Origin of the sequence: Nocardia concava NBRC 100430 (assembly GCF_000308815.1) — a bacterium.
Taxonomy (GTDB): Bacteria; Actinomycetota; Actinomycetes; order Mycobacteriales; family Mycobacteriaceae; genus Nocardia; species Nocardia concava.
The window spans coordinates 29,863-47,144 of record NZ_BAFX01000031.1; the positions used below are offsets into that span (position 1 = coordinate 29,863).

The window sequence follows — 17,282 nt, forward strand, 5'->3', positions numbered from 1 at the left end:
CGCCACCGAAGTTGACCCAGGTCACATCGTGGAACTCGAGCGCGCGCTGGCCCGTGTCGCCTACCTGCTGACCCGTGTGCGCCGCCACGACCAGGCCATGGTCCAGTGCGGATTGACCATGGATCGGGCCAGCGTGCCGCTGCTGCGACTGCTCGCCGACGCCGACGAGCCGATGCGCCTGGGCGAGGTCGCGACCCGCCTCGACGTGGAGGCTCCGCACGTGAGCCGCCAGATCCAGCGCCTCGAGAAGACCGGCTACGTCGAGCGGGTCGCGGACCCCGACGACCGCCGCGCACAGCTGGTGCGCCCCACCGACTCCGGCCGCCGCGCGGTCGAGGCCTTCCGCCAGGTCATGCGCGGCTGGATGCGCGACGCCCTCGCCGATTGGAGCCCCGAGGACCTGAAGGCCCTCGCCGTCCTCAACCACCGCATGGTCGACGACTTCCTCGACCACGCCGAAATCATCGGCGACTTCGGCGCAACCGCCCGGGAACGCGGCCCGCGCACCGCTTGATCGGCCGCGGCCTATCCCTCGCGGGCCGCCGGAGGATTGGCGGCGACCGATCGGGCTCCCCAGGCGCACAACAGCATTGCGCACAGTGGCACCGCCATCGCGGCGGTGAGCGGCACCAGCTTGTCGAGCCAGCCGATGATCGCCGGTCCCGCCAGCAGGCCGACATAGCCGAGCCCGAACACCCGTGACATGTCGGTGGCCGCCTTGGCCGACCCCAGATTGCCCGCGGCGGTGAAGACCTGGGGCACGCCGCCCGAGAGTCCGATGCCGCACAGCGTCCAACCCAGCAGGGTGAGTGGCAGCCACCCCGAGCTCACGATCAGGCCGAATCCGATGGCGGCCAACAGTGTTCCCCAGCGCACGATCGCTACCCGCCCGTACCGGCCGCTAACCCGATCCGCCGCGAATCGCCCCAGCGTCATAGTGAGCGAGAACCCTGTGAACGCCAGCGCCGCCGTGCCCGCGTCCACCCCGAGCCGACCCTGGACCTGCAGCGCGCTCCAATCCGCCGCCACGCCTTCCGCCATCAACAGCGCGAACGCGATCAGCCCGAGCGCCAGCACTTTTCGCCCGATGCGCCCGATGCGCCGGGTATTGCCGAGTGCTTCGGACGAATCGGGCGTGGCGGCAGCGGGTTCGGCCACGGGCCTCCCCGCACTGTCGATCGCCGCGCGGGCGGCCGCATCCCCCATGGAAGTATCGCGGTCGGCCGGAAAAGGGTGGGCCGCTGCGGGATCGATCCCGGCGGCGGCCCCGGCCAGTGGCGCGGATTCGTCGGGGGTAGCGGTGGTCGCCGGAGCGGTGTGGGGGAGCAGTCGCGGGATCGCGATGGCGACTGTCGCCAGGCCGAAGGCGCTGGCGAGGGCGAAGGTGAGGTGGATGGGCCAGTGGGTGTGTTGGGTGGTGGCGCCGTAGGCGGAGCCGAGGAAGCCGCCGCAGGAGAAGAAGGCGTGGAAGGCGGACATGATGGGGCGGGGGTATTCGCGCTCGATGTGGACGGCCTGGGCGTTCATGGAGACGTCGATCGCGCCGTTGCCGAAACCGAAGGCGCACAGGGCCAGAGCGAGGGTGAGGGGTGAGGTGGCGTAGGCGGGGCCGAGGAGGGCCAGGGAGAGGAGGGTGGCGGCGACGGCGGTGAGGGTGCGGCTGCCGAAGCGGTCCGCGAGGGGGCCGGCGGCCTGCATGCCGGCGATGGCGCAGGCCGCCATGAGCAGGATCAGCATGCCCAGGGTGGTGGGCGTGACGTGGGTGCGCGCGGTGACGGCGGGGATGTGCACGATCCAGACTGCGGAGAGCATCCCGTTGAGGCCGAACACCGCGAACAGTGCCGTTCGCGCCTTCCGGATCCGGGGAGCGGGCGTCGTAGCGGCCATCGATACGACGCTACCGGGTGCACCCGGCAACTCCCCGTCTTTCATCCCTTCGCGGCCTCGTCGACGCTTCGGGCTGTGATCCGAATTCTTTGCTGTACAACCTGTTTGATACCCATTCTAGGCGCGGGCACCGACAAGTTACGCGACCGGCGCGACCGCCCAGACCCCGGAATCCGCCGCCTCGCGCGCATACTCGGCAAAGTCGCGCGCCTCGCGTCCGAGCGCGCGGCGCACCCCGTCGGTGACATGTGAATTGCGCCCGTCGAGCACGGTCGCGAACATGTAGTCGAGCAGGCTGACCTCGTCGGTGGGCACGCCGTAGGAGGTCAGCGCGGCCACGAAATCGGTTCGGGTGAGCGGGATGAAGGCGATCTCGCGCCCGGCCGCCGCGGCGATCTCGGCCACCGCCTCGGCGAAGGACAGCGCGCGCGGACCGGTCAGCTCGTACACCTCACCGGCGTGCCGGTCATCGAGCAGCGCGGCCACCGCCACCTCGGCGATATCGTCCGCGTGCACGAAGGGTTCCGGAGTGTCCCCCGTGGGCAGCGCCAACTCGCCGCCGCGGATGAAATCGGTGAAGGCGCCCTCGCTGAAGTTCTGCGCGAACCAGGCGCAGCGCACGACCGTCCAGGTCAGGCCCGAATCCCGCACGATCGCTTCGCATTCCAGCGCCTCAGGCTCCCCGCGACCGGACAGCAACACGATCTTGCGCACCCCGGCCGCCCGGGCCGTGGTGCTGAACGCCTTGATGTCCGCCGGTGCGCCGGCCACTGCCAGATCGGGCTGATAGGACAGGTACACGGCGTCGACGCCGGCCAGCGCGGCGGCCCAGGTGCCGCGGTCGGTCCAGTCGAACGGGATTGCGGCCGAGCGCGAACCGGACCGCACCGGCACCCCGCGCGCGCTCAGCAGGGCGGCCACCCGGCCTCCGGTCTTTCCGGTCGAACCCAGGACGAGAACGGTGTTTTCGCTGTTGGAAGCGTTTTCGATGATCATGTATCGAGTACACCGGGATACGGCCCGCAGGAACATGGTTGAGAAGCGCCCGGGCATTTGCAATCGTCTTCGGTATGGATGCGTTGGCCAGTCTGCTCGAAGGACCACGCGCGCGAGCGGCGTTCGTCATGCGCTCGTCGTTCGACCCGCCCTGGTCCCTGCGCATCCGGGACGAGGCCCCGCTGACGCTGGTGGCCGTGGTGCGCGGCGGCGGCTGGGTGGTTCCGGACCCCAAGGGCGGCAAGCCGACTCCGCCGCGGCAGCTGCGCACGGGGGATATCGCGATCTTCCGGGGGCCCGACCACTACACGGTGGCCGACGATCCGGCGACCGAGCCGCAGGTGCTCATCGAACCGGGCAATATCACCACCACCATGGACGGCGAAGTGCTGTGCGAGGCATTGAGTCTGGGCGTGCGCAACTGGGGCACCGCCGCCGATGCCGAGACCGTGCTGGTCACCGGTACCTACGAGAACGAGTCGGCGGCCAGCCGTCGCCTGCTGCGCGCGCTGCCGCCGATCGCGGTGCTCGGCCGCGGCGAAATCGATGCGCGGGTGCTGGATCTGCTGGTCGACGAGTCCGCCAAGGACCTGCCCGCCCAGGGCGCCATGCTGGATCGACTATTGGATCTGCTGCTGATCGCCGCACTGCGCGCCTGGTTCTCCCGGGCCGACGCCCCCGCCTGGTACCACGCCTACGGTGATCCGCTGGTCGGCAAGGCCCTGCGCCTCATGCAGCACAATCCGGCCCATCCGTGGACGGTCGCCTCGCTGGCCGCCGAGGTCGGCGTCTCCCGCGCCGCGCTGGCCCGCCGCTTCACCGAACTGGTCGGCGAACCGCCGATGTCCTTCCTCACCGATTGGCGCCTCGCCCTGGCCGCGGATCTGCTGCACGAATCCGACGCCACCCTGGAGTCGATCGCCCGCCGGGTCGGCTACGGCAGCGCCTTCGCCCTGTCCACGGCCTTCAAACGCCACTACGGCATCAGCCCGCGCGACCATCGCGCCACCCCGGACGAGCGTTCGGCCTGACCGGTCGGCGCTGGGCGCAACCGGTCGCGTTATGGTCGCGGCATGCAGGAATCTGGATACCCGGTGCTGTGGCCGGTGCCGACACGTTGGGCCGACAACGACCACTACGGGCACGTCAACAACGTGACGTACTACTCGTACTTCGATACGGCCGTGAACGCGTGGCTGATTCATGCCACCGGTACCGATATCCGGGAGCTGCCCGCCATCGGGATCGTGGCCGAGACCTCCTGCAAGTTCCTGGATTCGCTGAGCTTCCCGGACCAGCTCCAGGTGGGAATCCGCATCGGCCGCTTGGGCAAGTCGAGCATCAGCTACGAGCTGGCGATCTTCCGCGACACCGGCGACGGCCTGCAGATCGCCGCCACCGGCACCTTCGTGCACGTCTACGTGGACGAGGTGACCCGCAAGCCGGTGCCGATCCCGGACGTCATCCGTGCCGCCGCCGAGCCGCTCGTCGTGACGGCCGTGGCCGAGAACTAGACCCGGGGCGCTAGACTCGGCCCAGCAGGGTCAGCGGATCCTCCAGCAGCGCGGCCACACTCGCCAGGAAGCGGGAGCCCAGCTCACCGTCGATCATGCGGTGGTCGAAGCTGAGGCCCAGCGTGGTCACCCACCGCACGGCCAGCTCGTCGCGATGCACCCACGGGCGCTTGCGGATCGAGCCCAGGCACAGGATGGCGCCCTCGCCCGGATTCACCAGCGGCACACCGGCATCCACGCCGAACACGCCCACATTGGTGAGGGTGAAGGTGCCGCCGGTGAGATCCGCGGGCGTGGCCGTCCCGGCGCGCGCCTTGGCGGCGGCCCCGGCGATCTCCAGGCAGATATCGCGCAGCGTGAACCCCTGCGCCTCTTTGAGATTCGGCACCAGCAGCCCGCGCTCGGTCGCGACCGCGAAACCGAGATTCACGTAGTGCTTGGTGATGATCTGCTGGTTCTCTTCGTCCCAGCAGGAATTGATGTCCGGGAACTCGGTGAGGGCGGCCAGGGTGGCCCGCGCGACCAGCGACAGCGGCGTCAGGGTCAGCCCGGTGAAGCTGGGCGTGGCCCGCAGATGCTCGAGCAGCTCCATGGACGCCGTGAAATCCGTGGTCACGAAGGCGCTGGCCTGCGGAATGTGCTGGGCGCTGGCCACCATGGCCGCGGCCGTGCGCTTGCGGATGCCGCTGATCGGCGTGCGCGTCTCGCGTTCGACGGGCGCGGTGCGGCCGCCGGTCGGGTGCATGGGCGGCACCTCCGGCGCGGGATGCGTCGTGGGCAGCGCCGCCAGGGCGGCGGGCGGCGGCGGGGTGTGGATCGGAATATGCCCGGCGGCAAGGGATTCCGGGCGCATTCCGTGTAGATCGTCCACGGTGACCGCGCCCTGGGGCCCGGTCCCGATGACGGCGGACAGATCGATCCCGATCTCCCGCGCGAGCTTTCGCGCGGCCGGGGTGGCGGAAGGACGTCCGGCGGGGGCGGAACTCCCCAGCCCTTCCGGGCCGTCCGAACCCATGGCGCGACCGCCGGAATTGGCCGGTGCGTCAGCCGTTTTCGCCGCCGCGCGAGCCCGCCGGGACACCGGCTCGCTGTCGGGCCCGTACCCGACCAGTACCGACTGCCGCTCGGCCGGTGCCGCGGTGGCCGCACCGGCGGAAGCAGCAGGGGCGGCGGCACCGGCGGGTGCGGCGGTGCCCACCCGGATCAGCGGTGCGCCGACCGGCACGGTGTCGCCCGGCTGGGCCAGCAGTTCCAGGACCGTGCCCGCGTACGGGCTCGGCAGCGCCACTTGCGCCTTCGCGGTCTCGACCTCGGCGATGACCTGGTTCAGGGCCACCGTGTCGCCCACCGCGACCGACCACGACACCAATTCGGCGTCCGCCAATCCCTCACCGAGATCGGGCAAACGGAATTCCTGGACCTGCTGCTGATCTTCCACCGGGCTTCCTCCGTGCAAAAGGGCTGCCTGCATCAAGGCAAATCAGGCGGCGAGCGTGCGATCGACCGCGGCGAGAATGCGGTCGGGGTCGGGCAGGTGATGCCGCTCGAGTTTAGCCGGGGGGTAGGGGATGTCGAAGCCACCGACGCGCAATACCGGCGATTCCAATTGGTAGAAGCAGCGTTCGGTGATGCGTGCCGCGATTTCCGCTCCCAGCCCGGCGAATACGGGGGCCTCGTGCACCACGATCAGCCGCCCGGTTTTCCGCACCGAGGTTTCGATGGTGTCGAAATCGATCGGCGAGAGGCTGCGCAGATCGATCACCTCGATCGAATGTCCTTCCGACGCCGCGATATCGGCGGCGGTGAGCGCGGTGGCCACGGTGCCGCCATAAGCGACGATGGTGGCGTCTTCCCCGCTCGCGCACACCCGGGCCTGGTCCAGGGCCAATCCGCCGTCCCGGTCCAGCCGCTCGAAGTCCACCTCGGTCTTGTCCCAGTACCGGCGTTTCGGCTCGAAGAAGACGACCGGATCGTCGAGCGCGATGGCCTGGCGGATCATCAGATACGCGTCGGCCGGATTGCTCGGCGACACCACCCGCAGTCCCGCGGTGTGCGCGAAATACGCCTCCGGGGATTCCGAGTGGTGCTCCACCGATCCGATGCCACCGCCGAACGGAATGCGAATGGTGATGGGCGCGACCACCTTTCCGCGGGTGCGGAAGTGGATTTTCGCGACCTGCGAGACAATCTGGTCGAATGCCGGATACACGAATCCGTCGAACTGGATTTCACACACCGGCCGCAGGCCCCGCAATGCCATTCCGAAAGCCGTTCCGATGATTCCGGATTCGGCCAGCGGAGTATCGATGACGCGGTTGTTGCCGAAATCCTTCTGCAGCGTGTCGGTGACCCGGAAGACCCCGCCCAGGCGGCCGATGTCCTCACCCATGAGCACGACCTTGGGATCGTCCTCGAGCGCCCGGCGCAGTCCGAAGTTGATGGCTCCCGCGAAGGTGGTCTTCATTGTCCGACTCCCTCCAGATAGGCGGTGTACTCGCGGCGTTCCTCCTCGATCAGCCGATGCGGGGTGGCGTACACGTGGTCGAACAGTTCGGAGGGGTCCGGGTCCGGCATGGTGAGCGTGGCGCCGCGCAGCCGGGTGGCGACGTCGTCGGCGCGTTCGGTCACCGCGGCCTCGAAGGCGCTGTCCCACAGTTTCTCTCGCTCGAGCAGCCGCTGGAATCGGTCGATGGGATCGCGTCGCCGCCACAGCTCCAGCTCCGCGTCGGTGCGGTAGCGGGTGGGATCGTCGGCGGTGGTGTGCGGGCCCATCCGGTAGGTGATGGCCTCGATGAAACTGGGCCCGCCGCCGGCGCGGGCGTGCTGGATGGCCTGCCGGGTCACCGCCAGCACGGCCAGCGCGTCATTGCCGTCGACCTGGATGCCGGGAATGCCGTAGCCGAGCGCGCGGCGGGCGATGGGCGTCGCGCTCTGCACCCGCACGGGTTCGCTGATGGCCCAATGGTTGTTCTGGCAGAAGAACACCACCGGTGCGGACCAGCCGGCCGCGAAACCGAGCGCCTCGGCGATATCGCCCTGACTGGTCGCGCCGTCGCCGAAGTAGGCGATGGTCGCGATCTCGGAGCCCTCCAGATGCGCCGCGTAGGCATAGCCGGTGGCGTGCAGCCCCTGCGCGCCGACGACGATCGCCGGATTGGTCATCTTGACCGCGTCGGCGTCCCAGCAGGAATGCGCCGCGCCCCGCCAGAGTCGGGTCAGATCCTCGGGTGCGACACCGCGGCAGAAGGCGACACCCGCCTCGCGGTAGCTGCAGAACACGTAGTCGTCTGGATGCAGGGCGTGGGCCGAACCGATCTGGGCGGCCTCCTGACCGAGCAATGGGGGCCAGAGTCCGAGCTGGCCCTGGCGTTGCAGGGCGGTGGCCTCGGTATCGATGCGGCGGGCCACCACCATGTCGGAATACATGGCGCGCAGGCGTTCACCGTCGATATCGGCGACCAGCGGGGCGTGCACGCGATCGTGGACGCGGGAACCGTCGGGCTGTACGAGCTGCACCGGGTAGGTGTTCTTCTCGGGCATGGATATCGCCTCCTGACACCGGGTTACACCGTCATCGCTTCGGGATTGTGTCCCTCGAGCAACCGTTGTGTGTCCTGTACCACACAGCATCCTCCGGCTGGCGATCTGCGCAAGTAGGGCGCGCCGAACTGTGCAGAATGCCCGATCGGTGGCCGGTCGCGGGTGTCATACTGATCCCCATGAGCAGCAGGGAGCCCATTTCTGCCCCGCTGGACGCCACCGATGCCCGGCTGTTGCTGGAGTTGGTGGCCAACCCGCGTGCCACGGGTGTCGAACTGGCCGCGCGCCTGGGCCTCTCGCGCAATACCGTGCAGGCCAGACTGGCTCGCTGGGAGGCCGCCGGGGTCCTGGACAGCTTCGAGCGCCGGGTCTCCCCGCGGGCGCTGGGCTACCCGTTGGCAGCCTTCGTCGCGGTGGTCGTGGACCAGCATCGGCTCGACCCGGTTGTTGCCGAACTGGCCGAGATCCCGGAGGTCACCGAGGTGTGCGGGATGACCGGGCCGACCGATCTGACCGTGCGGGTGGTCGCCACCGACGCCGATGATCTGTATCGGCTGACCGGGCGCATCCTGAAGATTCCGGGCGTCGAGCGGACGAATATGGCGCTGGTCATGCGGTCGCTGGTCGGGCCGCGGGTCGCGCCGCTGCTGGATCGCCTCGCCGCGAACGGATCCCGGGCCGTGCCGGAGTCGGACCCGGTCTGACGAGACGGCTGGCGGCCGGTTCCCGAAGGCGAATTTCAGTCCAGTTTCGGGGGATTGGCCGCTGACCTCAAGGCGACTGGACCGGGACGATGACCCGATGAGCACCAGCGTCACCGTCACTCCGGAGGTCGAGACCCCGCGCGGGGTGGGTCTCGGCCAGCCGATCGGGGCCGGAATCGTCACCGCCCTGGTCGGATTCACCAGCTCGTTCGCGGTGGTACTGGCCGGTCTGACCGCCATGGGCGCCACCTCGGCGCAGGCGGCGTCCGGCCTGCTGGCGGTCTGCGTCACCCAGGCCGTCGGCATGATCGTGCTGAGCCGGCGGTATCGGATGCCCATCACACTGGCCTGGTCCACGCCCGGCGCGGCGCTGCTGGCCAGCACGGGCGCGGTCACCGGCGGCTGGCCCGCGGCGGTGGGCGCGTTCGCGGTGGCGGGGGCGCTGATCGTGCTGACCGGATTCTGGCAGCGCCTCGGCGCGCTGATCGCGGCGATTCCGGTGGAGATCGCGCAGGCCATGCTGGCCGGGGTGCTGCTGCCCATGTGCCTCGCGCCGGTGAAGGCGCTGCCGGTGAGCCCGGCGGTGGTGGTGCCGGTCATCGCCACCTGGCTGGTGCTGCAGCGGTATGCCCCGCGCTGGTCGGTGCTGGCGGCCTTCGCCGTGGCGGCCGTCGGCGCGGGCATCGATATCGCGGTGACGCATCGGCACCTCGACGTGTCGGCCATGGTGCCGAATGTGGAATGGACTGTGCCGCACTGGAGTTGGCAGGCCATGATCGGCGTCGCCATCCCGCTCTACATCGTCACCATGGCGGCGCAGAACATTCCGGGCACCGCGGTGATGAAGACCTTCGACTATCAGGTGCCGTGGCGGGCCGCCATGACCGTCACCGGGATCGGCACCATGCTCGGGGCCGTCGCGGGTGGGCATGCGATCAATCTGGCCGCCATCAGCGCCGCCCTGTCCGCGGCTCCGTCCGCCCATCCGGATCCGAAACGACGCTGGATCGCGGCCTGCACGGCGGGCTTCGCGTACTTGATCCTCGCCCTGGCCTCGGGCGCATTGGTCATGCTGGTGGCCGCCGCGCCCAAGGGCGTGCTGGAAACCGTTGCGGGACTTGCCCTTATCGCGACTCTCGCAGGTGCTCTGACCGCAGCCCTCACTCCCGCGACCCATCGCTCTGCCGCCGCCCTCACTTTCCTGGTGGCCGCCTCCGGTATCTCCCTGCTCGGTATCGGCGCGGCCTTCTGGGCGCTCACCGCCGGTCTGGTGGTCCGGTGGTTCCTCCGGCCGCAGGCTGGCTAATGTGAGGTGGTTCGGCTTCATGCGGTGAATCGGCGAAGAGGAGTTGGCTTGAGCGCGGTGCTGATCTCGGTTGCGGAACTTCAGGAGCTGCTGGGCGCGGGCGGGAGCCGGGTGCGACTGCTGGATGTGCGGTGGGCGCTCGGGGATCCCGATGGGCCGCAGCACTATCTGGACGGGCACATTCCCGGCGCCGTGTTCGTGGACCTGGAGACCGAACTCGCCGATCCGCCGTCGGCAGCCAAGGGCCGCCACCCCCTGCCGGAGCTGGCGCACCTGCAGAAGTGCGCGCGCAGCTGGGGTGTGTCCGGCGGCGACACCGTTGTCGCCTACGACGCCACCGGCGGCATGGCCGCCGCCCGGGCCTGGTGGCTGCTGCGCTGGGCCGGTGTCGCCGATGTCCGCATCCTCGACGGCGGCCTGCCGGCGTGGGAAAAGGCCGGGGGCAAGGTGGTTTCCGGCGACGAACCGGACCCGGAGCCGGGCGACGTCGTCCTCACTCCGGGCAATATGCCGACCGTCGACGCCGATGGCGCGGCCGGGTGGCAGGGCCTGCTGCTGGACGCCCGCGCGGGCGAGCGCTACCGCGGCGAGACCGAGCCGATCGATCCGCGCGCCGGCCACATTCCGGGCGCGGTGAGCGCGCCGACCGCCGAGAACCTCACCGCCACCGGTCATTTCAAGCCGCTCGACGAATTGCGTTCGCGCTTCGAGGGATTCGGCTCCGGACCGGTCGCGGTGTACTGCGGTTCGGGTGTGACGGCCGCGCACCAGGTGGCGGCGCTGGCGGTGGCGGGCATCGAGGCCGCGCTCTACCCGGGCTCCTGGTCGCAGTGGTCCAACGACCCGAAGCGCCCCGCCGCCACCGGCGCCGGGCCCGCCTGAGGATCCTGTTCAGTTCGGTTTCACCGCGGTGAGAACGCCGGTCGCGAACGGGCCTTCGCGGAATTCGAGTGCGGTGAAGCCGATTTCGGTGAGCAGATCGCGGTAGCGGCGCACATCCACCGTGGCCAGCACGTCGCCGTCGTGATCATGCCCGTGGCCCTGCGTGCTGCCCTCGCGGTGTGCGGCCAGGCGTGCCATGGCCTTGATGGCCATTCCGCGCAGTCCACGGGTGGGATGGGTGTCGGCAAGCAGCAGCCGTCCGCCGGGCCGCAGGATGCGGAAGATGTTGGTCAGCGCGGTCTTTCGCTCGGACTCCGGAATGTGGTGCATCGCGAAGGTCGAGGTGGCCACGTCGAAGGACGCCTCCGGATAGGTGATGGATTGCGCCGGCACCAGCTCGAAGGTGCAGGTCGGTGCGGCGTGCGCGGTCGCGTACTCGATCATCGGCCCCGACGCGTCCACGCCGGTCACCCGGCCCTGCGGACCGGCCTGACGAGCCAGCTCGTTCGCGAGTCTGCCGGGGCCGCAACCGATGTCGATGGCGCGGTCCCCGGGGCGAATGCCGCTGGCGGTGGCGAAATACTGGACCAGCTTGCCGCCCCGGCCCAGTAGATACACGTCGGTGAGCAGGTTGTAGCGGCGCGGCCAGGTGATGAGGGCGCCCACGGGGCGGGATTCGATATTGGACACTTGCTTGTTCCGGTTCATGCGATCCATCATGGGAGAATGGAAAACGCCAGGCCAGGGCCACAATCCGGCGATCTGTACGTTTCCGGACACTCGGACGGAATCCGTCCGGGAACGTCCTCGGACCGCCGAATCCGCCGCACCCGCATGGCCCTGCATCGCGCGCTCATCGAGCTGATGCAGGAGGGCGCCTACGCGCGGATCACGGTGCAGGACATCATCGATCGCGCCGATGTCGGCCGGTCCACCTTCTACGCGCACTACCGAGACAAGGATGATCTGCTGCTGGTCAGCTGCCTCGAGCATGTGCGCGGCGAGATCTCGGCGCAGCTGGCCCGCTTCGACGGCGACCCGCCGCCGCTGGCGCCGATCGAGATCCTGTTCCGCCTGGTCGACAAGTATCCGGACGTTTATCGCCCGCTGGTCGGCCAGCGGTCGAACGCCACTGTGCTGCGGTCGATTCGGCAGACCTACGCCGAACTGCTCACCGAACACCTGGCGGCGCGCCTCGACCCGGCCGAGGCCGCGACCACCGTCACTTTTCTGTCCTGGGGGCTCTACGGATTGCTGGAATCGGTCATGGATCCGCGCCAGGAGCTCACCGCCGAGCAGGCCTACCGCCACTTCGCGCGGCTATGGGCAGCCGCGGGCCACCCGGCGGAGGGCATCGCGGTCGGCGGCGGTGACCGGTAGGCCGTAGCGGCTGGCGGCCGTCAGATACTTGCCCGCGTAGAAGCAGTGACCGGCCCGCGCGGGTGGCAGCCAATCGCCCGGTGTGCGATCGCCCTTGTCCTCGTTGGTCTTTCCGTCCACCGCCAGCAGGTTGTAGTCGACGTCATTGGCGAACCGCACCCGCTGCGCCGGAGGCCACCCGGACGCGCCGAGATCCCACGCGGCCGCCAGCGGATACACGTGATCGATCTGCACGGCCTTGGCCGCGCCCCGCTCGAAGGCGATGCGCTGCCCCGTGTACGTATCGTTCAACACCCCCGCGACCACCACGCACTCGTCACCGCGCCGAAAGGTCACCTGCGTGAGCTGCCTGGCCAACACGGCATTGCGGCTGTCGCACCCGTCGTGCCCGCCCGGCCCGTCGTGATCGTCGGTCCACGCGGGCCCGAACACACACGCCTGACCATTGCCACACCCGCGCTCGTAACCGCCGGGTCTGGATCGCTTGGGCACGACCCGAACCCCGGCCAGCAACTGCTCGAGCTGTGCGCGGGTGGGACTGCCCGGCGCCGGTGTCACCTGCCCGATGGATTCGCACCCCGGGACCGCGAGCAGGACGACGACGGAGCCGAGCAGGGAAAGAAGGTGTTTACCGTCCTTGGGCCACACGGTGATACGTGTACCGTGCCCTCCCGCCCGAAGGTGCCGTCAAGCGAACTTCGCACCCCCGGACCGGGGTGCGAAGTTCGCTGCGGGTTCCCGGCTACAGCCAGGCGTGGGCGAGCAGGTCGTCGGCTGCGGTTTCCGAGAGCTGGGGCGGGAAGCGCGTGGCCGCAATGGAATCCACGTGCGCGCCGTCATGGCCGATGAGCCAGGAGCCGCCCCGCTCCTCGCATTCGGCGATCTTGGCGAAGACGGTGAGCAGGAAGCTGATGGAATCGCGAGGGTCGGCGGTGCGGGCGAGGCGTTGCGACTCGCCGGGCCGGGACAGATCCAGCCACACCCCGGACTGCCCGTCCAGGCGCATCCCCACGATCTTGGTCGTGTCCACGAAGGTGAATTTCCGCCGTTCCCACGGAGTGGTGGGCGTGAAGCTCTGCTCGAGCACTTGGAGCAGAATCGTCATCTGCACGGCCTCCCTACGGTCTCGAAAGGTCCACGGCCCCGGATTGAGTCGCGGATGGATTGTCGGGTGCGCCCCGCAAGGCCGCTGTCCGGGAACAACAAGGTTGTGCACTGGACACAGCCGACACCGACCTACGCGGTGACCTGCGGATTTATCCAGTATGTGCCGTATCCGGACAGAAATAAAGAGGCATCCGACTCTCCGGGGCTCTCATGGGCTTCGCCCCTGAAACCCCACGTCAAGGGGACGGTCCGGGATCGGGGCGGCACGGTGGTCCGACCGCTGCGGGGATGGGTAGCCCGGGGTTGTCGGAGGGGGCTGGTTGGATGGGCGGATGCTGCACGGACTGTGGTCTTCGGGGTCGGGATTGGTGCTCTGGCACGATCCGGACGATGCCGTGGCGGCCATTGACGCGCTGAGCGTGCCGGATCCGCTGGGGTCGATCGTGCAGGCGGCAAAGTGGCGGCATAAAGCCCAGGTCATGGTGGTGGGGCCGTACGGACCGGAGAAGACGCAGGTGAGGGCGCACGCGTTGGCTCCCGAGACGGCCGCGAAGGTGTTGTTGCAGGAGCTCCCGACACAGCAGGTCGCGGGGGATCTCAGGTTTCTCGGGCACGTGGCGCGCGGGATCGACCGTTGGGTGCGGGCGGGCCGGATCGTGCCGGAGGTGCGGCGTGATGATGGGGAATGGTGGGTGCGGTGGCGGCTGCTCGGCGGGCAGCGGCAGCGCGCGTGGCTGGCTGAGTTGGCGGTGGCCATGCCTGCGGCTTTGCAGGTGGCGGGTAAGCCGACCGAGCTGCTCGAGAATCTGATCGCGGAACTGGCCGATCCCATCGCGCGGATGCGGATCCCGGCACAGGCCGAGGAAGCGGTGCCGCATCCCTTGCTGACCGCGCTGCTCGAGGCCACCGCGCTGGAGACGGGTTCGCATCGGGTGGCGGCGGTGCTGGAGGACTGGCGGACCAGTCTGACCGCGGACGAGCCGGAACTGGTGTTGCGGCTGCTGGAACCCGACGGGGAGGACCTGGGGGAGCTGTGGCGGCTCGAGGTGTGCCTGCGCGCGGAAGGTGAAGCGCCGCAACCGGTTCTGCTGCCGGGTGATCCGCAGCTGATGCGGATCGCGGGGGAGAAGCTGGCGGCGGCCAAGCAGGCGTACCCGCGGCTGCGGGATCTGCCGGGCGATGCGCGCAGCATGGATCTGTTCCTGCCCACCGAGGTGGTGCTGGATCTGGTCGCGCACGGGGCCACCGCGCTGCGCGAGACCGGGGCGCGGCTCATGCTGCCGCGAGCCTGGCGGGTGGCGGCGCCGGCCATGAAGCTGAAGGTGGAGAGCCCGGCCGCCACCGAAACCGCCGTGGGGCTCAAGGGTTTGGTGTCCTTCCGGTGGGAGCTGGCGCTGGGCGACACCGTGCTCTCGGCCGCCGAGATGGCGCGCATGGTGGAGGCGAAATCGGATCTGGTGCGGCTGCGCGGGGAATGGGTGCAGGCCGATCACCGCATGCTGGCGGCCGCGGCCGACTACGTCTCGGGGCGCACCGACGAGACCGAGACGACCATTGGCGGGCTGTTCGCGGAGCTGTCCGCGCATCCGGTGATCGGGGTGCCGCTCGAAGAGGTCAGCGCGACCGGTTGGGCCGCAGAGCTTTTCGACGGCGAACGGCACACCGAACCGGTGCCGGACCCGGTCGGGTTGAAGGCGCAGCTGCGGCCGTATCAGCAGCGCGGGCTGGCGTGGCTGGCGACCATGAGCAGGCTGGGCTGCGGTGCGATCCTCGCCGACGATATGGGTCTCGGCAAGACCGTGCAGGTGCTGGCGCTGCTGGTGCACGAGCGTGAAACGGCCGCTGCGGCAGGTGAATCGGATGGCATCGGCCCTACCTTGCTGGTGTGCCCGATGTCGGTGGTCGGCAACTGGCAGCGCGAGACCGAGCGCTTCGCGCCGGACCTGCGGGTGCTGGTGCACCACGGGGCCGGTCGGCTCAGCGGCACGAAATTCGATGCGGTGGTGGCGGATTCGGATCTGGTGATCACTACGTACGCCCTGCTGGCTCGCGATGTCGAGGAGCTGAAGCGGCAGCAGTGGCAGCGGGTCGCGCTCGACGAGGCGCAGCACATCAAGAACGCCGCCACTCGGCAGTCCCGGGCGGCGCGGCTGGTTCCGGCGCGACATCGCCTGGCGCTCACCGGAACTCCGGTGGAGAACCGGCTGGAGGAGCTGCGGTCGATCCTGGATTTCGCCAATCCGAAGCTGCTGGGGAAGGCGTCGGAGTTCCACTCGCGCTTCGCGGTGCCGATCGAACGCGAGCACGACGAGAACGCGATCACCCGGCTGCGGGCCATCACCTCGCCGTTCGTGCTGCGGCGCGTGAAGACCGACCCCGCCGTCATCAGCGACCTGCCCGAGAAGATCGAGATGACGGTGCGGGCCAACCTCACCGTGGAGCAGGCGGCGCTGTATCAGGCCGTGCTGGACGATATGTCGGCCAAGCTGAAGGCCGCCAAAGGGATGGAGCGCAAGGGCGCGGTGCTGGCGGCGCTGACCCGGCTCAAGCAGGTGTGCAACCATCCCGCGCACTTCCTCAATGACGGTTCCGGCGTGCTGCGCCGCGGCCATCACCGGTCCGGGAAGCTCGGCCTGGTGGAGGACATCCTGGAATCGGTGATCGCCGATGGTGAGCGGGCGCTGTTGTTCACCCAGTTCGCCGAGTTCGGGAATCTGATCGGTCCGTACCTGTCCGAGCGATTCGGCACCGAGGTGCCGTTCCTGCACGGCGGTGTGAGCAAGCAGCGCCGCGACGCCATGGTCACCGGCTTCCAGGAGGAGAGCGGTCCGCCGCTGATGCTGTTGTCGCTCAAGGCCGGTGGCACGGGACTCAATCTGACCGCCGCCAATCACGTTGTGCACCTGGACCGCTGGTGGAATCCGGCGGTCGAGAACCAGGCCACCGACCGTGCCTTCCGCATCGGGCAGCGGCGCGACGTGCAGGTCCGCAAGCTGGTGTGCGTGGACACCATCGAGGAGCGGGTGGACGACATGCTGAAGGGCAAGAGCCAGCTCGCGGATCTGACCGTCGGCACCGGCGAGAACTGGATCACCGAACTCGGCGACGAGGAACTGCGGGCCCTGTTCGCGCTCGGATCGGAGGCGGTCGGAGAATGAACGACTACATCGACTTCAGCGAGTACGGGAAGCGCCGCCCGGTGCGCGGCGGCGTTCCCGCGCGCAGCCGCCGTGGCACCGCCTTCGCCCGAACCTGGTGGGGCCGCGCCTTTCTGGAGGCCGTCGAGCACGTCGCCGACGCCGGGCGGCTGGCCCGCGGCCGCTCCTACGCCCGCACCGGCCAGGTGGTGAACTACCGCCTCGAGCCCGGCATGGTGAGCGCGGAAGTCCAAGGCAGCCAGCCGCGCCCGTTCATCTCGGTGCTCACCATGCGCCAGCTGCGCGACGACCGCCTCGACGAACTGGTGGGCACGGTCCGCGCCACCCCCGGCATGCTCGGTGAGATCGCGGCCGGGACCTTGCCCCAGACCCTCGGCCCGCTGCTGCTCCCCACCACCGCATCGGAGCTCGACTTCTCCTGCAGCTGCCCGGATTCCGGCTGGCCGTGCAAGCATGTGGCCGCCATCTGCTACGTCATCGCCGAACGCCTCGACGAACACCCCAACGACCTGCTGACCCTGCGCGGCGTGGAACTCGACGACCTCATCGGCAGCGTCCAGCGCGAGGCCCCCGCGTTGGACACCGCAGACCTCTACGGCAACGACACCGCCCTCCCGAAACTCCCCAAGCCCGAATTCCACCCGGCCCCGGACGATCTCGACGCCGTCCTGCTCCGCCAGGCCCTCCGCATGACCGCCGAGGACGAGCAGCAGGTGGCCGCCGGCCTCCGCCAGCTCCGGGGGCTTTACCGGTCGCTCGACACGTAGCCTCGTCATCCCGGCATGCTTTTGGCCGGGATCCACCCGGG

17 protein-coding genes are annotated in these 17,282 nt (G+C 69.5%); 9 read left to right on the plus strand and 8 right to left on the minus strand.

The features are described from left to right. Positions 1 to 28 precede the first annotated feature (28 nt). Entirely contained in the window at positions 29 to 514 is a 486-nt protein-coding gene (locus ON43_RS07320; protein ID WP_245568498.1) for a MarR family winged helix-turn-helix transcriptional regulator, read from the plus strand. Positions 515 to 525: 11 nt separating this feature from the next. Here ON43_RS07320 and ON43_RS07325 read toward each other — a convergent pair whose 3' ends face one another. Together ON43_RS07325 and ON43_RS07330 are read right to left on the minus strand one after the other, a co-directional pair. Then, positions 526 to 1,887, minus strand: coding sequence for an MFS transporter (locus ON43_RS07325; RefSeq protein WP_040805116.1), 1,362 nt, complete (start codon positions 1,885 to 1,887; stop codon positions 526 to 528). Between the two features lie 138 nt (positions 1,888 to 2,025). Beyond that, positions 2,026 to 2,883 carry an NAD(P)H-binding protein gene (locus ON43_RS07330; RefSeq protein ID WP_040805117.1) on the minus strand — a complete coding sequence of 286 codons (858 nt, stop codon included), beginning with the start codon at positions 2,881 to 2,883 and terminating at the stop codon, positions 2,026 to 2,028. Between the two features lie 74 nt (positions 2,884 to 2,957). Between ON43_RS07330 and ON43_RS07335 the strand changes: the two genes are divergently transcribed. Then, the gene (locus ON43_RS07335; protein WP_040805118.1) at positions 2,958 to 3,914 is read left to right on the plus strand and encodes an AraC family transcriptional regulator; all 957 of its coding nucleotides are present in this window, start codon (positions 2,958 to 2,960) and stop codon (positions 3,912 to 3,914) included. Between the two features lie 42 nt (positions 3,915 to 3,956). Beyond that, on the plus strand, positions 3,957 to 4,397 hold the full coding sequence (locus ON43_RS07340) for an acyl-CoA thioesterase (protein ID WP_040805119.1): 441 nt from the start codon (positions 3,957 to 3,959) through the stop codon (positions 4,395 to 4,397). Positions 4,398 to 4,407: 10 nt separating this feature from the next. Here the strand turns inward: ON43_RS07340 and ON43_RS07345 are convergent, their stop codons facing one another. The 3 genes from ON43_RS07345 to pdhA are packed head-to-tail and all read right to left on the minus strand — an operon-like array spanning position 4,408 to position 7,937. Continuing rightward, positions 4,408 to 5,868, minus strand: coding sequence for a dihydrolipoamide acetyltransferase family protein (locus tag ON43_RS07345; RefSeq protein ID WP_051178088.1), 1,461 nt, complete (start codon positions 5,866 to 5,868; stop codon positions 4,408 to 4,410). A gap of 9 nt (positions 5,869 to 5,877) precedes the next feature. Further along, a complete protein-coding gene (locus ON43_RS07350; RefSeq protein ID WP_040805121.1) occupies positions 5,878 to 6,861 on the minus strand; it encodes an alpha-ketoacid dehydrogenase subunit beta in 984 nt (327 codons plus the stop codon). Next, positions 6,858 to 7,937: a pyruvate dehydrogenase (acetyl-transferring) E1 component subunit alpha gene (gene pdhA / locus ON43_RS07355; RefSeq protein ID WP_040805122.1), complete on the minus strand. Its 1,080-nt coding sequence runs from the start codon at positions 7,935 to 7,937 to the stop codon at positions 6,858 to 6,860. The genes ON43_RS07350 and pdhA overlap by 4 nt, the downstream gene beginning before the upstream one ends. Before the next feature lie 179 nt (positions 7,938 to 8,116). Between pdhA and ON43_RS07360 the strand changes: the two genes are divergently transcribed. From ON43_RS07360 to ON43_RS07370, 3 genes are all read left to right on the plus strand, one after another. Beyond that, positions 8,117 to 8,641 (plus strand): Lrp/AsnC family transcriptional regulator, encoded by a 525-nt coding sequence (locus tag ON43_RS07360; protein WP_040805152.1) that lies wholly within the window; start codon positions 8,117 to 8,119, stop codon positions 8,639 to 8,641. Between the two features lie 97 nt (positions 8,642 to 8,738). Then, positions 8,739 to 9,947, plus strand: a complete 1,209-nt coding sequence (locus ON43_RS07365) for a benzoate/H(+) symporter BenE family transporter (protein WP_040805123.1) — start codon at positions 8,739 to 8,741, stop codon at positions 9,945 to 9,947. 60 nt (positions 9,948 to 10,007) lie between these two features. Further along, a complete protein-coding gene (locus tag ON43_RS07370; protein WP_040805154.1) occupies positions 10,008 to 10,829 on the plus strand; it encodes a sulfurtransferase in 822 nt (273 codons plus the stop codon). A gap of 9 nt (positions 10,830 to 10,838) precedes the next feature. Here ON43_RS07370 and ON43_RS44680 read toward each other — a convergent pair whose 3' ends face one another. Beyond that, on the minus strand, positions 10,839 to 11,537 hold the full coding sequence (locus ON43_RS44680; protein WP_157513942.1) for a class I SAM-dependent methyltransferase: 699 nt from the start codon (positions 11,535 to 11,537) through the stop codon (positions 10,839 to 10,841). Positions 11,538 to 11,555: 18 nt separating this feature from the next. On the opposite strand from ON43_RS44680, the gene ON43_RS42250 reads away from it, so the two are divergent. After that, on the plus strand, positions 11,556 to 12,209 hold the full coding sequence (locus tag ON43_RS42250) for a TetR/AcrR family transcriptional regulator (protein WP_083913221.1): 654 nt from the start codon (positions 11,556 to 11,558) through the stop codon (positions 12,207 to 12,209). On the opposite strand, the gene ON43_RS07385 is transcribed toward ON43_RS42250, so the two are convergent. Further along, positions 12,150 to 12,857, minus strand: a complete 708-nt coding sequence (locus ON43_RS07385; RefSeq protein WP_051178093.1) for an HNH endonuclease family protein — start codon at positions 12,855 to 12,857, stop codon at positions 12,150 to 12,152. The two genes, ON43_RS42250 and ON43_RS07385, sit on opposite strands and share 60 nt — an antisense overlap. A 94-nt stretch (positions 12,858 to 12,951) precedes the next feature. After that, the gene (locus tag ON43_RS07390) at positions 12,952 to 13,314 is read right to left on the minus strand and encodes a hypothetical protein (RefSeq protein WP_040805124.1); all 363 of its coding nucleotides are present in this window, start codon (positions 13,312 to 13,314) and stop codon (positions 12,952 to 12,954) included. A 334-nt stretch (positions 13,315 to 13,648) separates the two neighbouring features. On the opposite strand from ON43_RS07390, the gene ON43_RS07395 reads away from it, so the two are divergent. Further along, positions 13,649 to 16,474, plus strand: coding sequence for a DEAD/DEAH box helicase (locus tag ON43_RS07395; protein WP_040805125.1), 2,826 nt, complete (start codon positions 13,649 to 13,651; stop codon positions 16,472 to 16,474). Continuing rightward, positions 16,471 to 17,241, plus strand: a complete 771-nt coding sequence (locus ON43_RS07400) for an SWIM zinc finger family protein (RefSeq protein ID WP_040805126.1) — start codon at positions 16,471 to 16,473, stop codon at positions 17,239 to 17,241. The genes ON43_RS07395 and ON43_RS07400 overlap by 4 nt, the downstream gene beginning before the upstream one ends. The last annotated feature ends 41 nt before the right edge of the window (positions 17,242 to 17,282 follow it).